This window comes from Pantoea osteomyelitidis, assembly GCF_044342975.1.
Lineage (GTDB): Bacteria > Pseudomonadota > Gammaproteobacteria > Enterobacterales > Enterobacteriaceae > Pantoea > Pantoea osteomyelitidis.
Genome location: NZ_JBGFSN010000004.1, coordinates 1,652,979 through 1,679,455 on the forward strand (window position 1 = coordinate 1,652,979; position 26,477 = coordinate 1,679,455).

At 55.4% G+C, this 26,477-nt stretch carries 23 protein-coding genes; 12 read left to right on the forward strand and 11 right to left on the reverse strand.

Translation table 11 applies throughout. From position 1 onward, the window contains the following. Nucleotides 1-3: 3 nt before the first annotated feature. Nucleotides 4-1,116 (reverse strand): iron-sulfur cluster carrier protein ApbC, encoded by a 1,113-nt coding sequence (gene apbC, locus ABU178_RS12840; RefSeq protein ID WP_397215383.1) that lies wholly within the window; start codon nt 1,114-1,116, stop codon nt 4-6. A 174-nt stretch (nt 1,117-1,290) separates the two neighbouring features. On the opposite strand from apbC, the gene metG reads away from it, so the two are divergent. The 8 genes from metG (at nt 1,291) to ABU178_RS12880 (ending at nt 9,543) form a co-directional block, all read left to right on the forward strand. Next, entirely contained in the window at nt 1,291-3,321 is a 2,031-nt protein-coding gene (gene metG / locus ABU178_RS12845) for a methionine--tRNA ligase (RefSeq protein ID WP_397215385.1), read from the forward strand. Between the two features lie 151 nt (nt 3,322-3,472). Further along, entirely contained in the window at nt 3,473-3,847 is a 375-nt protein-coding gene (locus ABU178_RS12850; protein ID WP_397215386.1) for a CidA/LrgA family protein, read from the forward strand. Nucleotides 3,848-3,857: 10 nt separating this feature from the next. After that, nucleotides 3,858-4,550 (forward strand): CidB/LrgB family autolysis modulator, encoded by a 693-nt coding sequence (locus ABU178_RS12855; protein WP_397215388.1) that lies wholly within the window; start codon nt 3,858-3,860, stop codon nt 4,548-4,550. A 122-nt stretch (nt 4,551-4,672) separates the two neighbouring features. Beyond that, nucleotides 4,673-5,563 (forward strand): cytidine deaminase, encoded by an 891-nt coding sequence (gene cdd, locus ABU178_RS12860; RefSeq protein WP_397215390.1) that lies wholly within the window; start codon nt 4,673-4,675, stop codon nt 5,561-5,563. Between the two features lie 154 nt (nt 5,564-5,717). Further along, entirely contained in the window at nt 5,718-7,415 is a 1,698-nt protein-coding gene (locus ABU178_RS12865) for an NAD-dependent malic enzyme (protein ID WP_397215392.1), read from the forward strand. Nucleotides 7,416-7,548: 133 nt separating this feature from the next. Continuing rightward, the gene (gene sanA / locus ABU178_RS12870) at nt 7,549-8,265 is read left to right on the forward strand and encodes an outer membrane permeability protein SanA (protein ID WP_397215394.1); all 717 of its coding nucleotides are present in this window, start codon (nt 7,549-7,551) and stop codon (nt 8,263-8,265) included. A gap of 16 nt (nt 8,266-8,281) precedes the next feature. Further along, nucleotides 8,282-9,073, forward strand: a complete 792-nt coding sequence (locus tag ABU178_RS12875; RefSeq protein ID WP_397215396.1) for a transcriptional regulator — start codon at nt 8,282-8,284, stop codon at nt 9,071-9,073. Then, nucleotides 9,061-9,543 (forward strand): hypothetical protein, encoded by a 483-nt coding sequence (locus ABU178_RS12880; protein WP_397215398.1) that lies wholly within the window; start codon nt 9,061-9,063, stop codon nt 9,541-9,543. The genes ABU178_RS12875 and ABU178_RS12880 overlap by 13 nt, the downstream gene beginning before the upstream one ends. Nucleotides 9,544-9,554: 11 nt before the next feature. On the opposite strand, the gene ABU178_RS12885 is transcribed toward ABU178_RS12880, so the two are convergent. Continuing rightward, nucleotides 9,555-9,698: a hypothetical protein gene (locus tag ABU178_RS12885; RefSeq protein WP_397215400.1), complete on the reverse strand. Its 144-nt coding sequence runs from the start codon at nt 9,696-9,698 to the stop codon at nt 9,555-9,557. 527 nt (nt 9,699-10,225) lie between these two features. On the opposite strand from ABU178_RS12885, the gene ABU178_RS12890 reads away from it, so the two are divergent. Continuing rightward, entirely contained in the window at nt 10,226-13,033 is a 2,808-nt protein-coding gene (locus ABU178_RS12890) for an inverse autotransporter beta domain-containing protein (RefSeq protein WP_397215402.1), read from the forward strand. Nucleotides 13,034-13,148: 115 nt separating this feature from the next. On the opposite strand, the gene mglC is transcribed toward ABU178_RS12890, so the two are convergent. The 6 genes from mglC to folE all read right to left on the reverse strand — a co-directional run bounded on the left by mglC (nt 13,149) and on the right by folE (nt 20,156). Next, nucleotides 13,149-14,159, reverse strand: a complete 1,011-nt coding sequence (mglC, locus tag ABU178_RS12895; protein ID WP_397215404.1) for a galactose/methyl galactoside ABC transporter permease MglC — start codon at nt 14,157-14,159, stop codon at nt 13,149-13,151. 19 nt (nt 14,160-14,178) lie between these two features. Then, the gene (mglA, locus tag ABU178_RS12900) at nt 14,179-15,699 is read right to left on the reverse strand and encodes a galactose/methyl galactoside ABC transporter ATP-binding protein MglA (protein ID WP_397215406.1); all 1,521 of its coding nucleotides are present in this window, start codon (nt 15,697-15,699) and stop codon (nt 14,179-14,181) included. A 70-nt stretch (nt 15,700-15,769) separates the two neighbouring features. Next, nucleotides 15,770-16,765 (reverse strand): galactose/glucose ABC transporter substrate-binding protein MglB, encoded by a 996-nt coding sequence (mglB, locus tag ABU178_RS12905; protein WP_397215408.1) that lies wholly within the window; start codon nt 16,763-16,765, stop codon nt 15,770-15,772. Nucleotides 16,766-17,118: 353 nt separating this feature from the next. Next, a complete protein-coding gene (galS, locus tag ABU178_RS12910) occupies nt 17,119-18,117 on the reverse strand; it encodes an HTH-type transcriptional regulator GalS (protein ID WP_397215410.1) in 999 nt (332 codons plus the stop codon). 150 nt (nt 18,118-18,267) lie between these two features. Next, the gene (gene yeiB / locus ABU178_RS12915; protein ID WP_397215412.1) at nt 18,268-19,431 is read right to left on the reverse strand and encodes a DUF418 domain-containing protein YeiB; all 1,164 of its coding nucleotides are present in this window, start codon (nt 19,429-19,431) and stop codon (nt 18,268-18,270) included. A gap of 59 nt (nt 19,432-19,490) precedes the next feature. After that, nucleotides 19,491-20,156, reverse strand: coding sequence for a GTP cyclohydrolase I FolE (folE, locus tag ABU178_RS12920; protein ID WP_397215414.1), 666 nt, complete (start codon nt 20,154-20,156; stop codon nt 19,491-19,493). A 263-nt stretch (nt 20,157-20,419) separates the two neighbouring features. On the opposite strand from folE, the gene ptrR reads away from it, so the two are divergent. The 3 genes from ptrR (at nt 20,420) to fghA (ending at nt 23,404) form a co-directional block, all read left to right on the forward strand. Then, entirely contained in the window at nt 20,420-21,331 is a 912-nt protein-coding gene (gene ptrR / locus ABU178_RS12925) for a putrescine utilization regulator PtrR (RefSeq protein ID WP_397215415.1), read from the forward strand. A gap of 92 nt (nt 21,332-21,423) precedes the next feature. Continuing rightward, entirely contained in the window at nt 21,424-22,548 is a 1,125-nt protein-coding gene (locus ABU178_RS12930; protein WP_397215417.1) for an S-(hydroxymethyl)glutathione dehydrogenase/class III alcohol dehydrogenase, read from the forward strand. Nucleotides 22,549-22,561: 13 nt separating this feature from the next. Continuing rightward, nucleotides 22,562-23,404: an S-formylglutathione hydrolase gene (gene fghA, locus ABU178_RS12935; protein WP_397215418.1), complete on the forward strand. Its 843-nt coding sequence runs from the start codon at nt 22,562-22,564 to the stop codon at nt 23,402-23,404. 77 nt (nt 23,405-23,481) lie between these two features. On the opposite strand, the gene ABU178_RS12940 is transcribed toward fghA, so the two are convergent. The 3 genes from ABU178_RS12940 to ABU178_RS12950 all read right to left on the reverse strand — a co-directional run bounded on the left by ABU178_RS12940 (nt 23,482) and on the right by ABU178_RS12950 (nt 26,332). Further along, on the reverse strand, nt 23,482-24,948 hold the full coding sequence (locus ABU178_RS12940) for an amino acid permease (protein ID WP_397215420.1): 1,467 nt from the start codon (nt 24,946-24,948) through the stop codon (nt 23,482-23,484). Nucleotides 24,949-25,075: 127 nt separating this feature from the next. Beyond that, on the reverse strand, nt 25,076-25,942 hold the full coding sequence (gene yieE, locus ABU178_RS12945; RefSeq protein WP_397215421.1) for a DNA-binding transcriptional regulator YeiE: 867 nt from the start codon (nt 25,940-25,942) through the stop codon (nt 25,076-25,078). 9 nt (nt 25,943-25,951) lie between these two features. Further along, entirely contained in the window at nt 25,952-26,332 is a 381-nt protein-coding gene (locus ABU178_RS12950) for a YkvA family protein (RefSeq protein WP_397215422.1), read from the reverse strand. Nucleotides 26,333-26,477: the final 145 nt, after the last annotated feature.

Sequence of the window (26,477 nt, forward strand, 5' to 3'; positions counted from 1 at the left end):
GGTTCAGAGCGCGCGGAAAGCGATGTCGCCCGGAATGACGTCGCCCTGCCAGTAGAGCTGGGCGGCAATGCGCCCGGCCAGCTGGCGGTAAAGCGCGGTAAAATCGCTCGTCGGACGACGGATCACCGTGGGCTCGCCATCATCGAGATCTTCCCGCAGATTAATATGCAGCGGCAGCTGGCCCAACAGCGAAATGCCATAATCCGCCGCCAGCCGCTCTGCCCCGCCGGTGCCGAAAATCGGCTCATGGAAGCCGCAGTTGCTGCAAATGTGCATGCTCATGTTTTCCACCACGCCCAGCACCGGTACATTCACCTTTTCAAACATCACGATGCCCTTGCGCGCATCGATCAAAGCGATGTCCTGCGGCGTGGTTACTACCGCCGCGCCGGTAACCGGCACGTTCTGCGCCAGCGTCAGCTGGATATCGCCGGTGCCGGGCGGCATATCCAACACCAGATAATCAAGCTCGGGCCACAGGGTTTCGTTCAGCAGCTGCATCAGTGCTTTGCTGGCCATCGGCCCGCGCCACACCATGGCGTTGTCGTCAGTCACCAGATAACCGATGGAGTTGGTGGCCAACCCATGCGCCATAATCGGCGCCATGTGCGTGCCGTCCGGCGAGGTGGGGCGCTCATTTTCCGTGCCCAGCATTGCCGGGACCGACGGGCCGTAGATATCGGCATCGAGAATGCCAACGCGCGCGCCTTCCGCCGCCAGCGCCAGCGCCAGATTCACCGCTGTGCTCGATTTACCGACGCCGCCCTTGCCGGAGCTGATAGCGATGATGTTCTTCACCCCCTTCACGCCCGGCTGGTTTTTTACTCTTTTTAAGGTGGCGATATCGTGGCGCAGCCGCCAGTCGATGGCGCTGGCGTCGGTGAGACGCAACAGTTCCGCGCTGGTCTGCTCTTTCAGCTCTTCAAATGCGCTGGCCCAGGCAAAGGGCATGATCAGTTCAACATGCAGCTTGCCATCCATCTGCGCCACATGGTGCAGCGCCTTCAGGCTGGCGAGGTTCTGTTTCAGCGTTGGGTGGACAAAGCTGCTCAGCACCTCAGCGACAATGGCGCGCAGCGCTTCGGGTGAATGGTGTTCCCGGGATTGTGAGGTCATCCCCGCTCCTTTCTTTTCTGTTTCACTCTGCCACGCAGAGGCGTGACAATAATCATATCAGATAGCCATTAAAAGTGAGCCTGCGTGACGCCGCATGACCTGCCATGTTTACGCAGCAAGAGGCTTCGGTTACCATCTAAACCCGTTTTTCATTCAACAGAAAGCTACGCAAATATGACTCAAGTCGCGAAAAAAATAATGGTAACGTGCGCTCTGCCGTACGCTAACGGTTCTATCCATCTCGGCCACATGCTCGAGCATATCCAGGCAGATATATGGGTTCGTTACCAGCGAATGCGTGGCAATCAGGTTTATTTCATCTGCGCCGACGATGCGCACGGTACGCCGATCATGCTGAAAGCGCAGCAGCTGGGCATGGCGCCGGAGCAGATGATTGCTGAAATGAGTCAGGAGCATCAGACCGACTTTGCAGGTTTTGACATCAGCTATGACAACTATCATTCGACCCATAGCGATGAAAACCGCGAGCTGTCGTCGCTGATCTATACCCGCCTGAAAGAGAACGGTTTCATTAAAAACCGCACCATCTCTCAGCTTTACGATCCGGAAAAAGGGATGTTCCTGCCGGACCGTTTTGTTAAAGGCACCTGTCCGAAATGTAAATCGCCGGATCAGTATGGCGATAACTGCGAAGTTTGCGGCTCCACCTACAGTCCGACAGAGCTGATCGACCCGAAATCGGTGGTGTCCGGCGCCACGCCGGTGATGCGCGATTCTGAGCACTTCTTCTTTGACCTGCCCTCGTTCAGCGAAATGCTGCAGGCCTGGACGCGTTCGGGCGCGCTGCAGGAGCAGGTGGCGAATAAGATGCAGGAGTGGTTTGAGTCGGGCCTGCAACAGTGGGATATCTCGCGTGATGCGCCCTACTTCGGCTTTGAGATCCCGGACGCGCCGGGCAAATATTTTTACGTCTGGCTGGACGCGCCGATCGGCTATATGGGCGCATTCAAAAACCTCTGCGACAAGCGTGGCGATATCGACTTCGATGAGTTCTGGAAAAAAGATTCCACCACCGAGCTTTATCACTTTATCGGCAAGGATATCGTCTACTTCCACAGCCTGTTCTGGCCGGCGATGCTGGAAGGCAGCAGCTTTCGCAAGCCGAACAACCTGTTTGTGCACGGCTATGTGACGGTGAACGGCGCGAAAATGTCCAAATCGCGCGGCACCTTCATTAAAGCCAGCACCTGGCTGCAACATCTGGATGCCGACAGCCTGCGCTATTACTATGCCGCCAAGCTCTCTTCGCGCATTGATGACATCGACCTCAACCTGGAAGATTTCGTCCAGCGCGTGAACGCCGATATCGTGAATAAGGTGGTTAACCTCGCTTCACGCAACGCCGGCTTTATCAACAAGCGCTTCGGCGGCAGGCTGGCGGCCGAGCTGGCGGATCCGGCGCTGTATAAAACCTTCACCGACGCCTCAGAAAGAATTGGCGAAGCCTGGGCAAGCCGCGAATATAACCGCGCTATTCGTGAAATCATGGCGCTGGCCGATATCGCCAACCGCTATGTGGATGAGCAGGCACCCTGGGTAGTGGCGAAGCAGGAAGGCCGCGATGCCGATCTGCAGGCGATCTGCTCCATGGGCATCAACCTGTTCCGTGTGCTGATGACCTGGCTGAAGCCGGTGATGCCGTCGCTGAGCGCGCGCGCCGAAGCTTTCCTGAATTGCGAACTGAGCTGGGAAGGCATTGCGCAACCGCTGCTTGATCACGACGTTTCGGCGTTTAAGGCGCTCTACAGCCGTATCGAGATGACGAAAGTTACCGCGCTGGTGGATGCCTCAAAAGAGGACGCTGCCGCCGCGAACAAGCCCGCCAGCGGTCCGCTGGCCGATGCGCCGATTGGCGACGCCATTACCATCGATGATTTCGCCAAAGTTGACATGCGTGTGGCGCTGATTGAGAAAGCGGAGCGGGTGGAAGGTTCCGATAAGCTGCTGCGCCTTGAGCTGGATCTTGGCGGTGAGAAACGTCAGATCTTCTCCGGCATTCGTGCGGCTTATCCGGATCCGGCCGTGCTGGTGGGACGTCTGACGATCGTTGTCGCGAACCTCGCGCCGCGTAAGATGCGTTTTGGCATTTCAGAGGGAATGGTGCTCTCAGCCGGTCCCGGCGGGAAAGATCTCTTTATCCTCTCCGCCGACAGCGGCGCTCAGCCGGGAATGCCGGTGAAGTAAGCGCGCTTTCCTCTTCCCCTCTCCCGTCTGTGGCGAGGGGAATCTCTCTTCTTTTCGCCTCTCCTGACAGCCATTCTCAGCTATAAATGTGATCGGTAGCACGCTAATCCAATTAAGCGTATGATAAGCACAAAGAAAACAGGAGCCTGTCATGTCCAGCGTGCTGTCTGTGATTTGGCGCTATCTGCGCGCCTTCATCATTATTTACCTCTGTCTGTATGCCGGTAACGGCGTGGCCTCGCTGTTGCCCATCACCATTCCCGGCAGCATCATCGGCATGCTGATCCTGTTTGCCCTGTTCGCCTCACGCATCGTACCGGTACGCTGGGTAAAGCCGGGGTGTCATCTGATTATTCGCAATATGGCACTGCTGTTTGTGCCGATTAGCGTCGGCGTCATTAACTACACCGATCTGCTCAGCGCTCAGTTTGGCCCTATCGTGGTCTCCTGTGTGATCAGCACCATTCTGGTATTGCTGATCGTGGGTTTCAGCTCTCATCGGCTGCACGGCCCGCGCCGGGTCTAGGAGCAGCGCGATGAGTGATATCTGGTGGTCGCTGCCGCTGACCCTGGCCGCCTTTTATCTTGCCCGCAAGCTGGCGGTCAGACTGAAAATCTCCCTGCTCAACCCGCTGCTGGTTTCGATGGCGATTATTATTCCCATCCTGCTGCTGACCCATATGCCCTATGCGCGCTACTTTGCCGGCAGCAGCATTCTGAATCAGCTTTTGCAGCCTGCGGTAGTGGCGCTGGCGCTGCCGCTGTTTGAGCAGATGCATCAAATTCGCGCGCGCTGGAAATCGATCATTAGCGTCTGCTTTGTCGGCAGCATGACGGCGATGATCTCCGGCACCGCTATCGCCCTGTGGATGGGCGCAACGCCGCAAATCGCCGCCACCATCATGCCGAAATCGGTCACCACGCCGATCGCCATGGCGGTATCGGCTTCGCTGCACGGCATTCCCGCCATCAGTGCCATCTGCGTGTTGATCGCCGGGGTGTTCGGCGCAGTGTTCGGTCATATGCTGCTCGACCTGTTCCGCATCAAAACCAAAGCCTCGCGCGGGCTGGCGATCGGCAATGCGTCACATGCGCTGGGAACCGCACGCTGCGCTGAACTGGATTTTCAGGAAGGCGCGTTCAGCTCGCTGGCATTGGTGATCTGCGGGATCATTACCTCTCTGCTGGCCCCTTTCCTGTTTCCTGTTCTGCTGCAGCTGTTTGGCTAAAACTTTGCGAGAGATCTCGCAAAGTTGAAACACGCCGAAATGCTTGCATTGTCAGAGCGATGCAGATCACATATAAATCGTTAAGCGGCACACGGCCGTCTGACAATTCTGGCGAGGCAATCATGCATTCACGTTTTCATTCCGCTTTTAGCGCCCTGGCGGAGCCGTTAAAGTCTGCTGTTCAGCCCCTGCTGGACGATGCTAACTTTCAGGCCGTGCTGACACCTGCGCAAATCGCCACGCTGCAACAGCAAACCGGTATAGAGGCTGATGCGCTGGCGCTTGCGCTGCTGCCGCTGGCGGCGGCCTGTGCACTGGCACCGGTGTCCCGTTTCAACGTCGGCGCCATTGCGCGCGGCACCAGCGGCCACTGGTATTTCGGTGCCAACATGGAGTTTCTGCATACGCCTCTGCAACAGACGGTGCATGCGGAGCAGAGCGCCATTACCCATGCCTGGCTGCGCGGTGAAGCGCGTCTGGAAACCATCACGGTAAATTACACGCCGTGCGGCCACTGCCGGCAGTTTATGAATGAGCTGAACAGCGGCACGGAAATTCGCATCAGCCTGCCCGATCGCGCCGTCAGCACGCTGGCAGATTACCTGCCGGATGCCTTTGGCCCGCGCGATTTAGCTATCAAAGCGCTGCTGCTGGATAAAGTGGATCACGGCTATGTGCCACAGGGCGATGCCCTCGCACAGGCGGCGATTCAGGCGGCCAGCGCCAGCCATGCACCCTACAGTCAGTCGCACAGCGGCGTGGCGCTGCTCAGCGCATCGGGACAAATCGTTGCCGGTCGCTACGCAGAAAATGCGGCTTTTAATCCCGCGCTGCCGCCATTGCAGGCGGCGCTGATTTTGTTAAATATGCTCGGAGAAGATTGCCAGCAGATCCAGCGCGCGGTGCTGGCCGAAGCGGAACAGGCTATCTTAACGCAGCGCGACGCCACCCTTGCCACCCTTGCCGCGCTCGGCTGCCAGCATGTTGACGTCGTGGCCCTCCGCCACGCCTGATCGCGAATGTTTTGTCTGCTTTTATTAACAAAAGCTGTACATCTCTCAGAAATTTCATAGGATCGGACGTCAGAATTCTCCTCACAACGATGAAGACTGGCGTTGCCGTGGCAGGCAGAAAGCCAGAAATAACTGAAACCGGAGCACACATTGCATGGAACTCGACTACGAGAGTAAACGTCCGCTTTATATCCCCTACGCTGGCCCGATTCTGTTGGAATTCCCGTTACTGAATAAAGGCAGCGCTTTTTCCCTGGAAGAGCGCAACGAGTTTAACCTCAACGGCCTGCTGCCTGAGGCGGTAGAGTCGATTGAGGAGCAAGCTCAGCGCGCCTGGCGTCAGTTCGAAGATTTTAAAAACAATAACGATAAGCACGTTTATCTGCGCAACATTCAGGACACCAACGAGACGCTGTTCTATCGCCTGCTGGATAACCATCTCGAAGAGATGATGCCGATCATCTATACCCCGACGGTAGGCGCGGCCTGTGAGCATTTTTCGGAAATTTATCGTCGCGCGCGCGGCGTGTTTATCTCTTATCCGAATCGTGACCGCATTGAAGATATGCTGCAAAACGCCACCAAGCAGAACGTGAAGGTTATTGTGGTCACCGATGGCGAGCGTATCCTGGGTCTCGGCGATCAGGGTATCGGTGGCATGGGCATTCCTATTGGTAAGCTTTCCCTTTATACCGCCTGCGGCGGCATCAGCCCGGCGTATACCCTGCCTGTGGTTCTGGATGTTGGTACTAATAATCAGCAGCTGCTGAACGATCCGCTCTATATGGGCTGGCGTCATCCGCGTATCACCGGCGAAGAGTACGATGCGTTCGTCAATGAGTTTATCCAGGCAGTGAAGCGCCGCTGGCCGAAAGTGCTGTTGCAGTTTGAAGATTTCGCGCAGAAAAACGCCATGCCGCTGCTGGAACGCTATCGCGATGAGATTTGCTGCTTCAACGATGATATTCAGGGCACCGCCGCCGTTACCGTAGGCACGCTGATCGCCGCCAGCCGCGCCGCCGGCAGTCTCCTGAGCGAACAGAAAGTGGTGTTCCTCGGCGCCGGTTCAGCGGGCTGCGGCATCGCCGAGCAGATTATCGCCCAGATGAAATCGGAAGGGTTAAGCAATGAAGAAGCGCGCGCCCGCGTCATGATGGTGGATCGCTTTGGCCTGCTGACCGATAAGCTGCCGAACCTGCTCGACTTCCAGAGCCGACTGGTGCAGAAGAGTGAAAATCTCAAAGGGTGGGATGTGAACAGCGATTCGATCTCGCTGCTCGACGTGGTGCGTAACGCCAAACCCGATATTCTGATCGGCGTTTCCGGTCAGCCGGGCCTGTTCACCGAAGAGATTATTCGCGAAATGCATCAGCACTGCGCTCGCCCTATCGTGATGCCGCTCTCGAATCCGACCTCGCGCGTAGAAGCCACGCCGGCAGATATTATCGCCTGGACCGACGGCGCCGCGCTGGTAGCCACCGGCAGCCCGTTCGCGCCGGTCACCTGGAAAGGCAAAACCTATCCGATTGCTCAGTGCAACAACTCCTACATTTTCCCCGGCATCGGCCTTGGAGTTATCGCCGCTGGCGCCTCACGCGTCACCGACTCGATGCTGATGACCGCCAGCCGCGCGCTGGCCGACTGCTCACCGCTGGTGAACGAAGGCGTCGGACCAGTGCTGCCGGAAATCAAGGATATTCAGGGCGTGTCCAAAGTGATCGCCATGGAAGTGGGCAAAGCGGCGCAGTTGGCAGGCGTCGCGGTGGTCACTTCAGAAGATGTGCTGTCACAGGCGATAGCCAGCAACTTCTGGCTGCCGCAGTATCGTCACTATCGTCGTACCTCGATTTGATCCGCCCTGCCGGACCTTAACCGGTCCGGCATCGCTTAAAAAAACTCCAGCCAACCGGCCTTAACTTGCTTCCCCGCTACGCCTCAAGTAGCCTTGAGCGATCAAATTTGTCTGAGGTTGGGTGCCGGGGCGCATGCTGAAACGCATTTTCTTTGGTCTGCTTTTCATCATCTTAATGATGGTGGCGGCTGCGCTCGCCCTGGATCGCTGGATTGGCTGGAAAACTGCCCCTTACATTTACGAAAATGTCGCGTCGTTACCCCATCGTCAGGTTGGCGTGGTACTTGGCACCGCCAAATATTACCGCACCGGCGTGATCAATCAGTATTATCTCTACCGCATGCAGGGTGCGCTGAATGCCTATAACAGCGGCAAGGTCAATTATCTGCTGCTGAGCGGCGATAATGCGCTGCAAAGCTACAATGAACCTATGACCATGCGGCGCGACCTGATCAAGGCGGGCGTCGCCCCGGCCGATATCGTACTGGACTACGCGGGCTTTCGTACCCTGGACTCTATCGTCCGCACACGCAAAGTGTTCGATACCAACGATTTCATTATTATTACCCAACGTTTTCACTGTGAACGCGCGCTGTTTATTGCGCTGCATCTGGGAATTCAGGCGCAGTGCTATGCGGTGCCCTCACCCAAGAACATGCTCAGCGTTCGCGTGCGCGAGGTGGCTGCGCGCCTGGGCGCGTTAGTGGATCTCTATATCATGAAGCGTGAACCACGCTTCCTCGGCCCGCTGGTTCCCATCCCGGCGGTACATGAAATTCCGCAAGACGCACCCAGCTATCCGGCGGTCACGCCGGAACAGCTGTTAGGGCTGGAACAGAAGCGCAGGTAGAGCAAGGATACGGTGAATGCATTATCTGATTGACGATAAAATACTTTTTTTCCCGCAGGAGAACCTGCTGTGCGCTGTGGATGAAAATCAATCAGACTGTAGCCTGCCACGCCCTGCCACGCTATTGCTGCTGGCATTGATCCGCTGTCCGGGAACACTTATTTCACGTGATGCGCTGATGGAGGAAGCCTGGGATGCCCATGGATTCCGCGCTTCCGGCCATAATCTTAATACCTACCTCAGCGTGTTGCGTCATGCCCTGAATGAGCTGGGCGCAGACAGTGAACTGATCAAGACCCTGCCACGTCAGGGTTTGATTATGCGCGATGTGGTGATTGCGGTTAGCGAAACGGACAAGGTTAAGGCGACAGAAAGCGAGCAGCCCGAGCCGACAGTTGCGCCGCAGCCCAACCAGCTCGAAACCTTGTCTGCCCCTCGCGTTTTTTCCCGCAACTTTATCGCCTGGTCGCTGTTACTGCTGACTGCCGCCCTGGCACTGCCCTGGTTTTTTCATGGCTCAGGTGCGCCCGAGATGCCGAAGATGAAAACCTGGCTAGCGGGGGAAGTGAAAGGCTGTCCGGTTTATGCGCTCCGACCGATTTCCGCCGATGAAAAAGCGACCCTGCTGCACGATGTCGCGCAGCTGGATAAAAATCAGCATTGCGAGACCGACCGTTATCACGCCCTGGTTGATGTGAAAGAACGTGGCAATCAGTTTCTCAGCAGCGTCGCCTTCTGCCATACCCATGAAAACGGCTACAGCGCGTGCAGCACTTACTATCAGGAAGGTAAACCGTGGCAGCAATGAAATATATTTCTTCTTTTGCGCTGGCTGCGGCGATCGCCCTGGCAGGCGTGTGGTATCAGCAGCAGCGCGCATCAGGAAGCGTGGCCTGTAACGGTCATATCAATAAGGTTTTTCAGACGGCGGAGAGCAGCCTGACGCTGGAAGGCGTGGTCACGCTGGTTTTTCATAACCCGGAAAAAGGCGACGCCCGCTTTTCCGGCTGGCTGGCGGCGGGAGAACGTCACTACCGTGTGGATCGCATCGTGACATTTACGCTTGCTGCGGAAAACGATGCGGGACTCTACCTGGCGAAAAGTACCCGGCTTGAAACTTCGCCGGATGATGACGCTCCGCCAGAGCTGATTAGAAAAGCTTCATTGCTCAGCCGCACCCACTCTTTTATTTCTATGCATAAGCTGGAGAACGGGACGCTGGTATTGGGTGACGGCCTGGTGCCTTTTCTCTACTGTACGCCAGAGCATGCCGCCTGATTGCCCCTGGTTCAAATCAACTCGCCATACTTCATACAAACCAGCAGCAGTACGGCCCAGATGGTTACACAACCAAACACGGTTAACCGCCACACCCGATGAGGATGGTTAAAAAGATAACGATCAAGAAAAGTAGTTTTATTACGCAAGTACATAATGCCTCCTGAGTTGAGGCGTACAACTTGCCAGCCCGGCCAGAAAGATCAATTTTTAGCTACAAACCCCAAAATATACAGACAAAAAATTCGCTTTCTATAAGCCTCCAGATAGTTATTCTGAAAAATATCCAGGTTCTCTTCAGCTTACGGCCTCCTGGGCAGCCGAATCACCGACCTGATATTTCTGCTTTATAAGGCAGTCCGTCGGTTGCGGACTCTGCGTTTCCCTGTAGGTTTCCTGCCACACCCTCCCTTACTGAAGACATTCTTACCCGCCACCTTTCTTTTTTCCTTACTGTGGGCAGAAACAACCTTTCTGTGCGTTTGTATATTCGACCAAATAGCGCCATAGCCAGAGTAAAAATATAAAAAATAGCTAAATAAAGAATTTTAAAACTGTATAAGTTTAAAAATGTGAAACATGTAACCAATCCAGAGATTTCCTATTACCTTAGCCGCCAGCTCTGAGCGTCCTTGAGATTTTTTTCTAACCCTCTCTGTTTAAAAAGTGAAAGGTAATAATCGTGTCTGTAAAAACACATCTGTCACGTCGTAAGCGCGTATTGCATCGCCTTACCTGGCTAAACATCTGTATTCAACTTGCTCTGCCTGTGATGGCTGGCGTCGCGCCTGCTGTCCATGCCGCGGCCATGAACGATATTCGCACCACAACCTATACGTTAGGCAGTGGCGAGAGCGCAGCGTCAGTGGCAAAAAAATACAACCTCACCGTCACTGAACTGAAAAAGTTGAACCAGCTGCGCACCTTCGCCCACGGCTTCGATCATCTGCAATCTGGCGATGAGCTGGATGTACCGGCTCAGCCGTTGACAAATGACGCTGCGCGTAGCCCCTTCGCAGTGGATCGCGAGGCGCAGTCTAGCCAGACTGAAGCTCATCTGGCACAGCTGGCGGCCCAGACCGGTCAGATGCTGGCGTCAGGCAATTCAGCCGATGCCGCTTCCAGCATGGCGCAGGGTCAGGTAACCGGCATGGCCGGTGCCGCCGCGCAGGACTGGCTGAAACGCTTTGGTAACGCCCGCGTTAGCCTGGGTACCGATCATAACTTTAACCTGGCTGACTCTTCCCTTGAGTTGCTGACCCCTTACTACGACAGCAAAGAGAATTTGGTTTATGGCCAGTGGAACGTGCATCACGCTGATAAACGCACCCAGGGCAACGTGGGTGTGGGTGTGCGTCACTTCCGCGACAGCGATATGCTGGGCGCTAACCTGTTTGCGGATTACGACTTTTCGCAGAGCCATACCCGTGCCGGTGTCGGCGTGGAGTACTGGCGCGATAACCTGAAGCTGGCCGCCAACGGTTACATGGGCCTGAGCGGCTGGAAAAATTCCGATCTGCTGCATGACTATGAAGAAAAAGTGGCTGACGGCTGGGACGTGCGTGCAGAAGGTTATCTGCCCTCTTACCCTGCGCTCGGCGCGAAGCTGCAGTATGAACAGTACTATGGCGACAAGGTTGCCCTGTTCGGTCATGACAGCCTGCAGAAAAACGCCAGCGCCCTGACCGCGGGTGTGACCTGGACGCCGGTGCCGCTGGTTACCGTCGGCGTCGATCAGCGCACCGGTCGCGAAGGCAAAAGCGAAACCGAATTCAATCTGGCGCTTAACTACCGTTTTGGCGATCGCCTGAGCGATCTGCTGGATGCGTCGCAGGTTGGAGAACGCCGTTCTCTGGCAGGCAGCCGCTACGATATGGTCGATCGTAACAATAACATCGTGCTGAAATATCGTAAGAAGCAGGTAATCAAAATGAGCATGGTGAGCCAGGTAAGCGGTGTTGCCAATGCTGAAGTGCCGCTGAACGTGCATGTTAATGCAGCCCACGGCCTGCGTGAAATCGTTTGGGATCAGTCTGAACTGGTGAACGCCGGTGGCGCGCTGAAAGGCGAAGGCTCACAGTGGTCCGTGGTGATCCCGGCCGCGCAGGCGGATGGTCGCAACAGCTGGTCAATTTCCGGCGTGGCCTACGACAACGAAGGCAACGCCTCTGAGCGCGTCTATAGCCAGGTGATTAATACCGGCGGCAACACCGGTAATGAAACTCCCGACCAGCCTCAGCTTGATCAAGCGGAAATTACTGCTGACGGCAGCACAACCCTGACGCTGACGTTGAAAGATGGCTCTGGTCAACCGCTTACCGGTCAGGCTGAACATTTGAAGTTAAATATCGCAGCGAACCCTTCACAGACCCGCGACGGGGAAGCGACTCTGCCAACCAATGATCCGTTTCAAGATAACGGCAATGGCGTTTACACCACGACGATTCACGCTAACGGCAGCCACGGAGAGTTCACTTTAACCCCCACGCTGGATGGTCAAGCCCTGCCCTCGGTCGAACTGATCGTTGATGCGGAAGAAGCAGGTGAAGAGTTTATGGCAATGGCATCTCTTACTCCTGCAACCGTTGCACCTGAGGCAACATCAACGCTCACGGTGACATTGACCGATGCAGCCAATAACGCTGTGACCGGAAAAGCCAGTAATCTTTCAGCCAGTGATGAAAATGGTCTGGCAATGGTAGGCAAATTTACTGAAGTTGAGGGCACGCCGGGAACCTATACCGCTCAGGTGACTGCTGGTAACACAGCGGGTACGGCTACGCTGAATGTCAAACTGGACGATGAGAAGTTAACCGATGCGACGCTGACTATTCAGGCAGATGAGATGCCAACTGCCGAGGTTTCGCTGACAGACCAGGCAATAGAAGCACAGAGTACAACCACGCTGACGGTGAAATTGTCTGATTCACAAGGTGCCGTGACGGGTAAAGCTGACGAGCTGAGAGCTACAGCCACAGCAGCGTCTAAAAAGGATAAAACCCCGACCATTGGTGACTTTACCGAAAGCGATGAGGCTGGCACCTATACCGCCACGGTAAATGCCAATAGCGCAAGCGGCGCATATACCCTGACGGTGACACTGGACGATGAAAATGTAGGATCAACGTCACTGACTGTTAGCGCGCCGACTGTGGTTGCAGGACCCTCAACCGCGACTCTTAAAGCTTCTTCAATTGAGGCCAACAGTGGCACAACGGAATTAACGCTGGAGTTAAAAGATGCAGATGGGAATGCGTTAAATGATCAGCAGGATGCACTGCTAGTCAGCTTTGACGGGGTTGTCATCTCCGGAACGAAGCCGACAGCAACTTCGTTTACGCAAAAAATTCTCAAGAAAGGAACTTACACTGCCATTATTACTGCCGGTAGCCATCCTGCAATATACAAGGTATATGTAAAACTGAACGGTGTGAAAGTGCAGCTCAATGAAGATGTTCCGCTGGAACTCACCGTCACCGATAGCGAATAACAATATTTTCCAGTGATGTTATTTAACGTTAAACATTGCTGATTAATCTGCGATGAGAGGGAATGTTAAGCGCGCTGCCAGTTATTCTGGCAGCGCGCTGTTTTTTTCAATGCTTTTATTTCTTCCTGGAGTACTTCAGTGAATCCAGCGCGACGGCGAAGATAATGATGCCGCCCTTGATAATATACTGCCAGTAAGGGTTTACGCCGATATAAGTCAGGCCGTAGTTGATCACGGTAAAAATAAGCACGCCGGTCACGACCCCAGCCACGGTGCCGACGCCCCCGGCAAAGGAAACCCCGCCCACCACGCAGGCGGCGATCGCATCCAGTTCATACATAAAGCCGAGGTTGTTGGTGGCGCTGCCGATACGTCCCGCTTCCAGCATCCCGCCGAAGGCGTAGAACACGCCGGAGAGCGCATAAATCAGAATCAGGTTCAGGTTAACGTTTACCCCTGACACCTTCGCCGCTTCCGGGTTGCCGCCGATGGCGAAAATGTTTTTACCAAAACGCGTTTTGTTCCACAGGATCCAGACAAACACAATCGCGATAAGGGCATAGAAAGTAATGTAGGAGAGTTTGAAATCGCCAAATCTCAGAAAGCCTTGGGTAAATTTCGAAAAGCCTGAATCAAAGCCTGCAATCGGCGATGCGCCAACGTAATCGTAATAGAGCGAGTTAATGCCGTAGACGATGATCATGGTGCCCAAGGTAGTGATAAAGGGCGTTACCTTCAGGTAAGCGATGATCACACCGTTGACCAGACCAATCACCGCGCCGATAGCGCAGACGATCAGAATGACCACCGGAATCGGCATGGTATCCATCGAGGGAAACACCTTGTTGGCGTTATCCATCGCCTGTAGCAGCGTCGCCGCCACTACCGCCGCCAGCCCGACCTGACGTCCGGCGGAAAGGTCGGTGCCTTGGGTCACAATCAGTCCCGCCACGCCGAGCGCGATAATAATACGCACGGAAGACTGGGTCAGAATGTTACTCAGGTTCATCAAACTTAAAAAGGTAGGATCCTGGAAAATAATAATAGCCAGCAAAACCAGCAGCACGACATAAATGCCGCCCTCTTTTAACCAGGTTAGCGCATTCTTTTTTGTAGTCGCTTTCATGTTAACAGCCCTTGCTTCATTAAAGGTGTAATGACGCTAAACGCAATATTTCGTTCTGCGTAGTCGTTTTGGTATCAACAATGCCCGCCACCTGGCCATTACTCATGACCAGAATACGATCGGTAATGCCTAACAGCTCCGGCATTTCGGAAGAGATAATAATGATGCCCTTCTCTTTCTTCGCCAGCTCGGCAATCAGCTGATAAATTTCAAACTTCGCCCCGACGTCAATTCCGCGCGTCGGTTCATCAAGCATCAATATTTCAGGTTGGGTTAACAGCCAGCGACCAATAATCACTTTTTGCTGGTTGCCGCCGGAGAGCGAACCAATTTGCGTCTGATGCCCCGGGGTTTTTACCCGCATCGCATCAATCACCCACTGGGTATCGCTTTTCATCCGCTTGTTATCCAGCAGCCCGATAGAGTTTTTATATTTTCTGATATTGGAAATAAGCGAGTTAAAGCCAATATCGAGAAAAGCATAAATACCGGTGGAGCGACGCTCTTCGGTCACCAGCGCAAAGCCGTGGTTAATCGCTTCGTTGGCGCTATGGTTATTAATGGCTTTGCCGTGCAGCTTAATGGTGCCGCCCGACTTTTCGCGGATACCAAACAGGGTCTCCACAATATCGGTACGTTTCGCGCCCACCAGCCCGGCGATACCCAGAATCTCCCCTTTATGCAGATCAAAAGAGACGTCACGAATCGACGGCTGTCGCAGCGAGGTCAAATTGCGCACTTCCAGGATGGTTTCCCCCGGCACGTTGGATTTGTCCGGAAAACGCTGGTTAAGCGAACGGCCGACCATCATAGAGATGATCTTATCCATATCCAGCCCTTCCAGCGGCTGGGTGGTGATCCACTGCCCGTCACGCAGAATAGTAATTTCATCGCACAGCTGAAAAATCTCTTCCATCTTGTGCGAGATATAAACAATGCCGCAACCGCGATCTTTCAGCTTACGAATAATGGTGAACAGATGGTTCACCTCTTTTTCCGTCAGCGAGGAGGTCGGCTCATCCATAATCACGATTTTGGCATCGTACGAGAACGCTTTAGCAATTTCGATCATCTGCATTTGCGAGACAGATAAATGAATTACCTTGTCGCGCGGATCGATATTAATATCCAGCTCGTCGAAGATCGCTTTGGTATCGCGATACATTTTTTCCTGATCGACAAAAAAACCTTTGCGCGGATAGCGGCCCAGCCACATGTTATCCATCACGGTGCGCTGTAATACCAGGTTCAGTTCCTGGTGCACCATAGAGACGCCGTTTTCCAGCGCTTCTTTTGAACTTTTAAAGTTTACTTCTTCACCCTGAAACAGGATGCTCCCCGTATCTTTGCTGTAAATACCAAACAGGCATTTTAATAATGTTGATTTACCGGCGCCGTTTTCGCCCATTAAGGCGTGAACGGAATGTGGCCGCACTTTTAAATTCACATTATCTAAGGCTTTTACCCCAGGAAATGATTTTGACACATTCGTCATTTCCAGCAGGTATTCACGCTGCGCGGTCGGATTTTCACTGGCCATAATTTACCTGGCTAAAAAAACGTTGGTCACGAGAAAAAAGGCGCAGCCGCTGGCTGCGCCCGGAACTGGGTTATTTCGTGAACTGCGACAGATTCTCTTTATCAACCGCTATATAAGGTACGCGGACAATCTTATCTGTCATCTTGAAGCTGGTGCCGTCGGTAGCCTGCTTGCCGTCCGCCAGGTTTTTCGCCATATCCAGCGTGGCTTTCGCCTGGTTTTCCGCATCGTTCAACACGGTCCCGGCCATCGCGCCCGATTTAACCAGCGCCAGCGCTTCCGGCAGCGCATCCACGCCGAATACCGGAATGGAAGACTTGTTGTGCGCTTTCAGCGCTTCAACCGCACCCATCGCCATCGCATCGTTGTTGGCGATGATCACTTCGATTTTGTTGGCGTTCGGGCCGGAGAGCCAGGCGTCCATTTTATCTTTCGCCTGAGCGGTATCCCACATAGCGGTATCCATCGCCAGCTGCTGCGTTTTGATGCCGTCTTTGTTCAGGGTGTCGATAACATATTTGGTACGCGCTTCGGCATCCGGATGGCCCGGCTCGCCCTTCAGCAGCACAAACTGAATCTGACCATCTTTATTAAGATCCCAGGCTGGTGTGGACTTCCAGTGTTTTTCAATCAGCTGGCCCTGGATGATGCCGGACTCTTTCGAGTCGGTACCCACATAATAAGCTTTGTCATAACCGGCCAGCACTTTGGCGTTCGGCTCTTTGTTGAAGAACACCACCGGCACGTCGTTACTGCGCGCTTTGTCGACAACCACTGCCGCCGCAGCCGGGTCAACCAGGTTAATCGCCAGCGCCTTAACCCCTTTCGCCATCAGCACGTCAATCTGATCGTTCTGTTTGGACTGGTCGTTCTGCGAGTCATTCATCAGCAGCTGAACGCCGCCAATAGTTTTGGCTTCTTTCTCAATATCTTTGCGCACCATCGACATAAAGTTATCGTCGTATTTGTAGATGGTAACGCCAATGCGTGCGTCCGCGGCATGAGCGGTTGCGCCGAACATCATACTGGCAACCAATGCAGTGAGCGTGAAAACCTTCTTATTCATAGTATCTCCGGTTTTTTTGCAGGGTAGTTCTTGCTCTGCCGCTCCGGTATGGAAGGCAGAACTAACGGTAAAAAACGATCGGCGAGGCGGGTCAATAAAATATTACGCTAAGCCGTTGGACCGCAGCCCAAATCCTGACTTCCCTGTGCGCTAACGCTTCCAGAAAGATATTGTGAAATCAGTGAATTATCTGATGAAACCACGCCAGCGGGGGGAGATGCAGCGTAACATACTGTTTCAGTCAGTAAGACGCTGCCATAATAATGAGCGCGATGTTAATTAACTGTGAAAGCAATCACAGATTGAAAGCGGTTACATTAAGCCATGTGTTAAACAGTGATGGACTGCACATTTTAGCGTGCAGCCACTGAGTGACGGCGTACCAGGGTAGGCATAAAGCAGTGCGTTTCGTTGCGATCCAGCACGCCCGCCGCGCCTTTCAGCGCCAGTTCGGTCGCCAGCTTCGCCATAGAAACAATGGGATAACGCACCGTCGTCAGCTGCGGATCGGTATAGCGCGAGATGGGAATATCATCAAAACCGATGATGGAAAAATGCTGCGGCACCTGAATGCCGTTATCTTTCAGCGCAGTAAGCGCGCCGGCCGCCATGCCGTCATTATACGCAAACGCCGCGGTCAGTTGCTGATTACGCCCCAGCAGCTCAACCATCGCCGCTTCACCGCCCTGCATATCCGGCTCTCCGCTGGCGATCCAGCTTTCCGGTGGCGTGATCCCCTGCTCTGCCAGCGCCTGCAGCCAACCTTCGCGTCGTTGCTCCCTGTCTTCAATAGCGTGACCCGAGCAGAGATAGCCGATACGCTGATGCCCCTGCTGTAACAGCATGCGCGTCGCCATCAGCGAGCCGGTGACGTTATCCAGGCAGACGCAGCGATACTCATAGCCGGGCACGCTGCGGTTAATCAACACCATACCGGGCACTTGCTCCATGAAATCAGCGAGTTCGGCGTCTGAAAGCGTTTTCGCATGTACCACCAGTGCATGACAGCGCTGACGCATCAACACCTCAATCGCATGGCGCTCTTTCTCCTCCTGATGCCAGGAGTTGCTGATTAATACATGTTTTTGCATACGCTGGGCCACGGTATCCACCGCTTTCACCAGCGCGCCAAAAAAGGGATCGGAGACGTCCATTACCACCACGCCAATGGTATCGCTGATCTGCGTCGCCAGCGCCTGCGCGTTGGCATTCGGACGATAGCCTAAAGATTCAACCGCTTGCAACACGGCATCACGGGTTTCCGGCGTGACGACGCTGCTGTTGTTCAGTACGCGCGAGACGGTCGCCACCGACACGCCAGCCTGACGAGCCACATCACGAATCGTTATCATGCAGGTGTTCCACAGAGGAGGAAAAATGCGCATTGCGCTTTATAAGATTACGCAGGCTATTCTGTCAGGCACGTCACTCACACAGCGTGAAACAGCTCACACAGATGAAAACGGTTACATACAATTTTGCAACCTTTGTGATGAAGGTCATTATCTCAGGCGGGCGTTACCGGTGGACTTTCCGGCGGCAAGGTGCGTCAGACGACGCCACAGCCACTCCAGCGGCCCCTGCGGAAAGTAGCGCAGCCAGATTACGGAAAACAGCAGGTTAACCAGCCAGATTGGCGGCACAAAGGCGAGCAGCCACAGGCGGTCGAAGTGCATAAAGAGCTGGAAGCGGTAAAACAGCGTGGTGCAGATCAGGGTTTGCAACAGATAGTTGGAGAGCGCCATACGCCCCACGCACTGAATAGCGTGGCTGATGCGCCAGCGTGAAATCTGCGGCCACCCGGCAAAGCAGAGCGCGGCATAACCGAGGCTCAGAAAGGGGCTGGCGAGATCGCGCGGCAGCTGGAGGAAGAAGCCGCTCCAGCGAAATTCCCAGCCCAGCCGCCATTGCGCAACCACGCCGGGAATGGCGATCAGCCAGCCTACAGCGAGCAGCAGCGCGCCGGTGCGGCGATAGTGCTGCGGCGTAAATTCGCCTTTCAGCCAGCCGCTGCGCATCAGCGCCGCGCCCATCATCATCAGCCCGGCCAGCTGCCAGCCATATTGCGAGGCGAGCGCCATCAGACCGGTAGAGAGATGGTCAAGACGATTCTGAATCGCCTCCCAGCCGCCAGCCAGCTTCCAGTAGCGCTCATACTCCAGAGCCGCCGCGCCCGGCAGCCAGGAACTTCCAGGATTAGGGCTGGATATCAGGCCAAATATCAGCATTACGCCGCAGCCAACCAGGTAAAGCAGCACGCCGGTGTGAAACAGCGAGCGCGTCGAGGGAACCTCGCGGATCATGCGCCAGACAATCAGGCCGATAATGCCGTAGTCGAGCAGGATATCCCCTTCCCAGAAGAACACCGCATGGATAAAGCCCAGCAGCACCAGCCAGGTGAGGCGCGACGTCAGCCAGCGCGAGCCGCGCGGCAGTTGCAGATGCAGCCCGGCGCCAAACAGCAGGGCAAACAGCGTAAGAAATTTCAGTTGGGCGAGCGCATCCATCACCGCCCATGTCCAGGCGTCAGCGGTGGAAGCATTCCCCTGCCAGGCGGGATTGAGATAGGCGGCGGCGGGCAGGCCAAAACCCACAATGTTGAGTAACAGAATACCGAGAATGGCAACGCCACGAATAAAATCCAGCGCGAGATAGCGTTGCGGCATGCGAAATCCTGTTTCAGCAGGTTAAGACGGGCGAAGCGCTTCGCCCGGCATAAGAAGTCTTAGCTGTGACGCACCGCGCGCAAAAATTCCTGGCGGGTATTCTGGCTTGATTTAAACAGGCCGCCCAGCGAGGTGGTGGTAGTTGCGCTGGTGGCATCCTTCACGCCGCGCGCCTTGACGCAGTAATGTACCGCATCAATAGAAACCGCCACGTTATTGGTGCCGAGCAGCGTTTGCAGTGCAATCAGCACCTGCTGCGTCAGACGCTCCTGCACCTGCGGGCGCTGCGCAAAGAACTGCACGATACGGTTGATTTTTGACAGGCCGATCACTTTATCTTTGGGGATATAGGCGACGGTAGCTTTACCATCAATAATGACGAAATGGTGTTCGCAGGTGCTGGTTAGCGTGATGTCGCGCACCGTCACCATCTCATCCACCTTCATTTTATTCTCAATGAGGGTGATCTTCGGGAAATTGGCGTAGTCGAGGCCGGAGAAGATTTCATCCACATACATTTTGGCGATGCGATGTGGCGTTTCCATCAGGCTGTCATCTTCAAGGTCCAGATTCAGCAACTGCATAACTTCGGTCATGTGGCCAGCAATCAAGCGTTTGCGGGTTTCGTCGTCCATTTCACGCGTCGGCGCGCGTAACGGGGTCTCCAGGCCACGCGCGACCAGCGCTTCATGAACCAGGGCGGCTTCCTGACTTAACATCGTCATTTTAGGTTTCTCCGGCAGGTGATGCTCCCGCCGGTCAGACCCGCGGGCAATATTTCTCAGCGCGTATTGTGAAGGACTCTGCAGAGGTAATCCAGCAATCAATCTGATTGGTCATGAAAGCTTTTCATTATGTTCCGCGTGCTTTTCATGGCCCCGCCAGAAGAGAAGTTTTCCCCCGATTAAGGCTTGCGATCAGTATATGCGATGATTATACTCACGAAAAGTGAATAATTCATCCATAGTTGCTTACAGGGAGAGAATAGATGGATTTAGTCCAGTTACGTATGTTCTGTTCCGTGGCCGAAAGCGGTTCGCTGGCGCGCGCGGCGGAACAGCTGCACCGCGTCCCTTCCAATCTGACCACCCGTTTACGCCAGCTCGAAGAGGAGCTGGGCGTGGATCTCTTTATCCGCGAAAAACAGCGCCTGCGCCTGTCGCCGATGGGACATAACTTTCTCTGCTACGCGCAACGCATTCTCGCCCTGAGCGACGAGGCGCTGAGCATGACGCGTGCCGGCGAGCCTGCCGGGAATTTCGCCCTGGGTTCGATGGAGAGCACCGCCGCGACGCGCCTGCCGGGCCTGCTGGCCGCCTATCATCAGCGCTATCCGGCGGTATCGCTCTCGCTGATTACCGGCACCTCGGGAGAAATTATCGATCGGGTGCGGGAAGGCACGCTGGCCGCTGCGCTGGTAGATGGTCCTGTGCTGCACGACGAGCTTAACGGCTGCATCGCTTTTCGCGAACAGATGGTGCTGATCACCAGCCTGGATCATGTGCCGATTCGCAGCGCGCGCGACGCCGCGGGCGATACGCTGTTTGCCTTTCGCAACAGCTGCTCTTACCGGCTGAAGCTGGAGGCCTGGTATCGCGACAGCAACACGCAGCCCGACAGCGTGATGGAGATTCAGTCTTATCACGCCATGATGGCCTGCGTCGCGGCGGGAGCGGGTCTGGCGAAGATACCCGCCTCAGTGCTGGCGCAGATGCCGGATCGCGCCCGCGTGCAGCAGCACGCTCTGCCTGCGCAATATCGCGATACCGCCACCTGGCTTATCTGGCGACGCGACGCCTTTACGCCCAACGTCGAGGCGCTGAAATACCTGATTATTGAACAGTTTGATGACCGTCCGCTGAATGATGAGTTACTGCATCCGTTAAAAGCGGCGGAGTAGTTGTCGATTTACGCGCTATTTTTATCTTTTACACACCATCACCGGACGTTACCGGCCCTGCCGGCACGCCCTGAAGAGAGAAGAGGGACTGCATGAACATGATCAAAACCCGCGCCGCCGTCGCCTGGGCCGCTGGCGAACCGCTGAAAATCGAAGAAGTGGATCTGATGCCGCCACAAAAAGGCGAAGTGCTGGTGCGTATCGTCGCCACCGGCGTCTGCCACACCGACGCCTATACCCTCTCCGGCACCGATCCGGAAGGCGTTTTCCCGGCCATCCTGGGCCATGAGGGCGGCGGTATTGTGGAAGCGGTAGGCGAAGGCGTGACCAGCGTGGAAGTGGGCGATCATGTGATTCCGCTTTACACGCCGGAATGCGGTAAATGTAAATTCTGTCTCTCCGGCAAAACCAACCTCTGCCAGGCGATTCGCGCCACACAGGGCAAAGGTTTGATGCCGGACGGCACGACCCGTTTCTTCAAGGATGGCAAACCCATTTTCCACTATATGGGCACTTCAACCTTCTCTGAGTACACCGTGGTGCCGGAAATTTCGCTGGCGAAAATCAGCAAAGAAGCACCGCTGGAAGAAGTCTGCCTGCTGGGCTGCGGCGTGACCACCGGCATGGGCGCGGTGATGAACACCGCCAAAGTACAGGAAGGCGACACCGTGGCGATTTTTGGTCTGGGCGGCATTGGCCTGTCGGCGATTATCGGCGCGAAAATGGCGAAAGCGGGCCGCATCATCGGTATTGATATCAATACCAGCAAGTTCGATCTGGCGCGCAAGCTGGGCGCAACCGATCTGATCAACCCGAAAGATTACGATAAGCCGATTCAGGATGTCATTGTTGAATTAACTGACGGCGGCGTCGATTTCTCCTTCGAGTGTATCGGTAATGTGAACGTGATGCGTTCCGCGCTGGAATGCTGCCATAAAGGCTGGGGCGAATCGGTGATTATCGGCGTTGCCGGCGCGGGCGAAGAGATCTCAACCCGTCCGTTCCAGCTGGTTACCGGACGCGTCTGGCGCGGCTCGGCGTTTGGCGGCGTGAAAGGTCGTTCTCAGCTGCCGGGTATCGTGCAGGATTACCTCGACGGCAAGTTTGCACTGAACGATTTTATTACCCATACCATGCCGCTGGAAGAGATTAACAATGCCTTTGACCTGATGCATGAAGGTAAATCGATCCGCTCGGTGATCCATTTCGCTAAATAAGCAGGAAAATTTTATGGCTCCCATGCTGGAATTACTGGAAGAGCATCGCATATTCGGCGGCTGGCAGCAGCGCTGGCGTCACGCGTCGGCAGTGCTGAATTGCCCGATGACTTTCAGTATCTATTTGCCGAATCCCAAAGGCGACACGCCGCCGCCGGTGGTGTGGTTTCTTGCGGGCCTGACCTGCAGCGATGAGAACTTTACTACCAAAGCGGGCGCGCAGCGCGTAGCCGCCGAGCTGGGACTGGTGCTGGTGATGCCGGATACCAGCCCGCGCGGCGAACAGGTGGCTAACGATGCGGGTTACGATTTGGGTCAAGGCGCGGGATTCTATCTCAACGCCACCGAAGCGCCCTGGTCAGCGCATTACCGCATGTTTGACTATCTCAGCGAGGAGTTGCCTGCGCTGATTAAGGATAACTTCAAGGTGAGCGAGCGTCAGTCGATCATGGGACATTCGATGGGCGGCCATGGCGCGCTGATGATGGCGTTGCGTCTGGGCGGACGCTTCGCCTCCGTCTCGGCGTTTGCACCGATCGTTAACCCGTGCGATGTACCCTGGGGTCAGAAAGCGTTTCAGGCCTATCTGGGTGACGATCGCGCCGCCTGGCGAGCCTGGGACAGCTGCCATCTGATGCGCGAGGCGCAGCATCGTCTACCGATGCTGATCGATCAGGGCGACAGCGATCAGTTCCTCGCCGATCAGCTGCAGCCGGAGCGCCTGGAGGCCGTCGCCAGCGAGACAGGTTTTCCGCTGACGCTGCGTATTCAGCCGGGGTATGACCATAGCTATTACTTTATCGCCAGCTTTGTGGAGGATCACCTGCGGTTTCATGGTCAGCATTTGCTGGCGTGAAAGAGAATACAGCCCGCTAAAGTAGCGGGCTGTACAGATGAAAGCGCAGTATAAAACTGCGCCTGAAACGGGATGACTTACTCTTTGAAAGCGGGAAACTCCATCTCGTCGTACTTCACAAAGCGCGTACCGCGCGCCAGCTTGTAACCAAACCAGATAATCAAAAACAGCGGAATGCCGATGTAGGTGGCCGCCACGCCGTACCAGTCAATACGATCGGCCAGGAATGCCTGATAGTTCTGGCCGAGGGTAATAATCAGGCAGAGCACGAAGGCGAAAATCGGTCCCAGCGGGAAGAAGCCCGAACGGTAAGGCAGATCCGCCAGATGACGCCCCTGCGCCACGTAGCCGCGACGGAAGCGATAATGACTGATGGCAATCCCCAACCAGGCGATAAAACCGGTCATTCCTGAGGTATTCAGCAGCCAGAGGTATACGTCCTGATTGCCGAATTTTGAGGTAAGGAAGCAGAGACCCGCTACCACTGTGGTGGCGATCAGCGCATTGCGCGGCACCCCGCCTTTGGAAAGCTTAGCGAAAATACGCGGCGCTTTGCCTTCGCTCGCCAGGTTAAACAGCATACGCGTCGAGGCGTACATGCCGGAGTTACCGGCCGAGAGCACCGCCGTCAGGATTACCGCGTTCATCACCGCCGCCGCTGAAAGCAGACCAGCATTCTGGAACACCAGCGTAAAGGGGCTGACGCTGATATCGGTGACGTCGTTGTGCAGCAGCTTGGGATCGGTATAGGGCAGGATCAGGCTGATGATTAAAATCGCAAACACATAAAATAGCAGAATACGCCAGAACACCTGACGCACCGCGCGCGGAATGTTTTTCGCCGGATCTTCCGACTCGCCCGCCGCGATGCCGATCAGCTCGGTTCCCTGGAAGGAGAAGCCGACAATCATCGCCACGCCAATCATCGCGCTAAAGCCACCGGCGAAAGGCGCCTCGCCCACCTGCCAGTTCTGCCAGCCCGCATTCTCCGCACCGCGCAAAATTCCGACGATCATCAATACGCCTACCGCGATAAAGATGATCACCGTGGCGACTTTGATCAGGGAGAACCAGTATTCCGCCTCACCAAAGCCTTTTACCGAGATGTAGTTCAGCAGGAACATCAGCGCCAGAAACAGCGCGCTCCAGATCCAACCCGGCGCGTCCGGAAACCAGTAGCCCATCACCAGCTGCGAGGCCACCAGATCCACCGCGATGGTCACCGCCCAGTTGTACCAGTAGTTCCAGCCAAGGGCGAAGCCAAAACCTTCTTCCACATATTTTGCGCCGTAGGTAGCAAAAGAGCCGGAAACCGGCATAAAGGCCGCCAGTTCGCCAAGGCTGGTCATCAGAAAATAAACCATCAGACCAATCAGCGCATAAGAGAGCAGCGCGCCGCCTGGGCCTGCCTGAGAGATGGTCGCGCCAGAGGCGACAAACAGGCCGGTACCAATCGATCCGCCAATGGCGATCATCGTCAGATGACGCGCCTTTAATTCGCGTCGTAACGCAGGTTGTTGTGTTGTTTTTGAGTCGTTATGCATATGTAAACGCTACGCTGGGTAAAAATGAGGCGAGATTGTAGCAGCTCATCCTGAGCTGTATAGCATTAGCGCGCTGTTATAAGTTACCTTCATAATTCCGCAGGAATTATTAGAAACCGGGGCAGCCTTATTCGCGGCAGTAGGAGAGAAAGCGGCTCAGCGCTTTGGAAATATGCTTTTGCCGGTGATGAATGCGATAGAGTGTGCGCGACAGCTTCGGCAGCGGAATGTTTAGCTCCACCAGCGTGCCCGCCTCCAGCAGATCGGCAATCACCCGGCGTGACAGGCAACTGATGCCCATACCATGGCGCACCGCATGTTTGATCGCCTCGGAGTTCCCCAGCTCCATGCCGAGATAAAACTGCGGCAGATGCGACAGCAGCAGGTAATCGACGATTTCCCGCGTGCCGGAGCCGCGCTCGCGCAGGATCCAGGGCGCGGCCGCGAGGCTGTCCAGCGTAACCGGCTGTTGCAGGATCGCCGCATCCGGCGCGGCAAACACCACCAGCTCATCCTCCAGCCAGGGCTCACTGACCAGCTCGTTCATATGACAGGGCCCTTCTATCAGGCCGACGTCAACACGGAAATCGGCCACGGCGTTGATGACATCCTGACTGTTGCCGACGCTCAGCTCCAGCGGCAGAGCAGGAAAATCGCGGCGGTAGTTGGCGATCATGCCGGGCAGCAAATAGTTGCCGATGGTGCTGCTGGCGAAAATGCGGATGGCACCGTTGTCCTCTTTAAACAGCTGCTCGATTTCGTTCGCCTGTTCCAGCAGGCCGATGGCGCGCGGATAGAGCAATCGGCCATGCTCATTTAGCACCAGCCGCTTGCCGACGCGATCAAACAGCTGAACGCCGAGCTGGTTTTCCAGATCCGCCAGCGCGGCGCTGACCGCAGACTGGGACAGCGCCAGCACCTGCGATGCCTGGGTAGTGGAGCCGCTTTTCAGCACCTCGGTAAAAACTTCTATCTGACGCAGCGTAATGTGCATGCAGGCTCCTTACATCGCGTAGTGGTTCACCAGATAAATAATCACGGCGAGCCAAATCAGCAGCATCAGTATCAGGCCGGAAAAGCTGACCACCTTTTTTCCACGCGCGCGCTGCACTTCCGCGCGCTCGGCGCTGCTGATACGCACCTCGCGCGGCAGCAGGCGCAGCAGAATCATTACGCCGAGGGGGATCAGGATGGCGTCATCCAGCAAACCCAGTATCGGAATAAAATCGGGGATCAGATCGATCGGGCTGAGCGCGTAGGCCACCAGCCCGGCCGCGAGTAGCTTATACCACCAGGGAGTGCGCGGATCGCGGCAGGCAAACCACAGCGTCAGCACATCCTTCTTTATCAGCGTGGCCCAACGACGCAAACGCGTAAACAGCATCACTCTCCCCTTACCGGTTATTCTGGTTAATTGTAAATATATTATCAATTTCACTTTTAAGCCAGCAGCATGCTGCGCATTGCAAAAGATTCCCGCCCGGCTGGCAATGATGCCATCAATCTTCCGGTTCATCGTTTCATGGGGT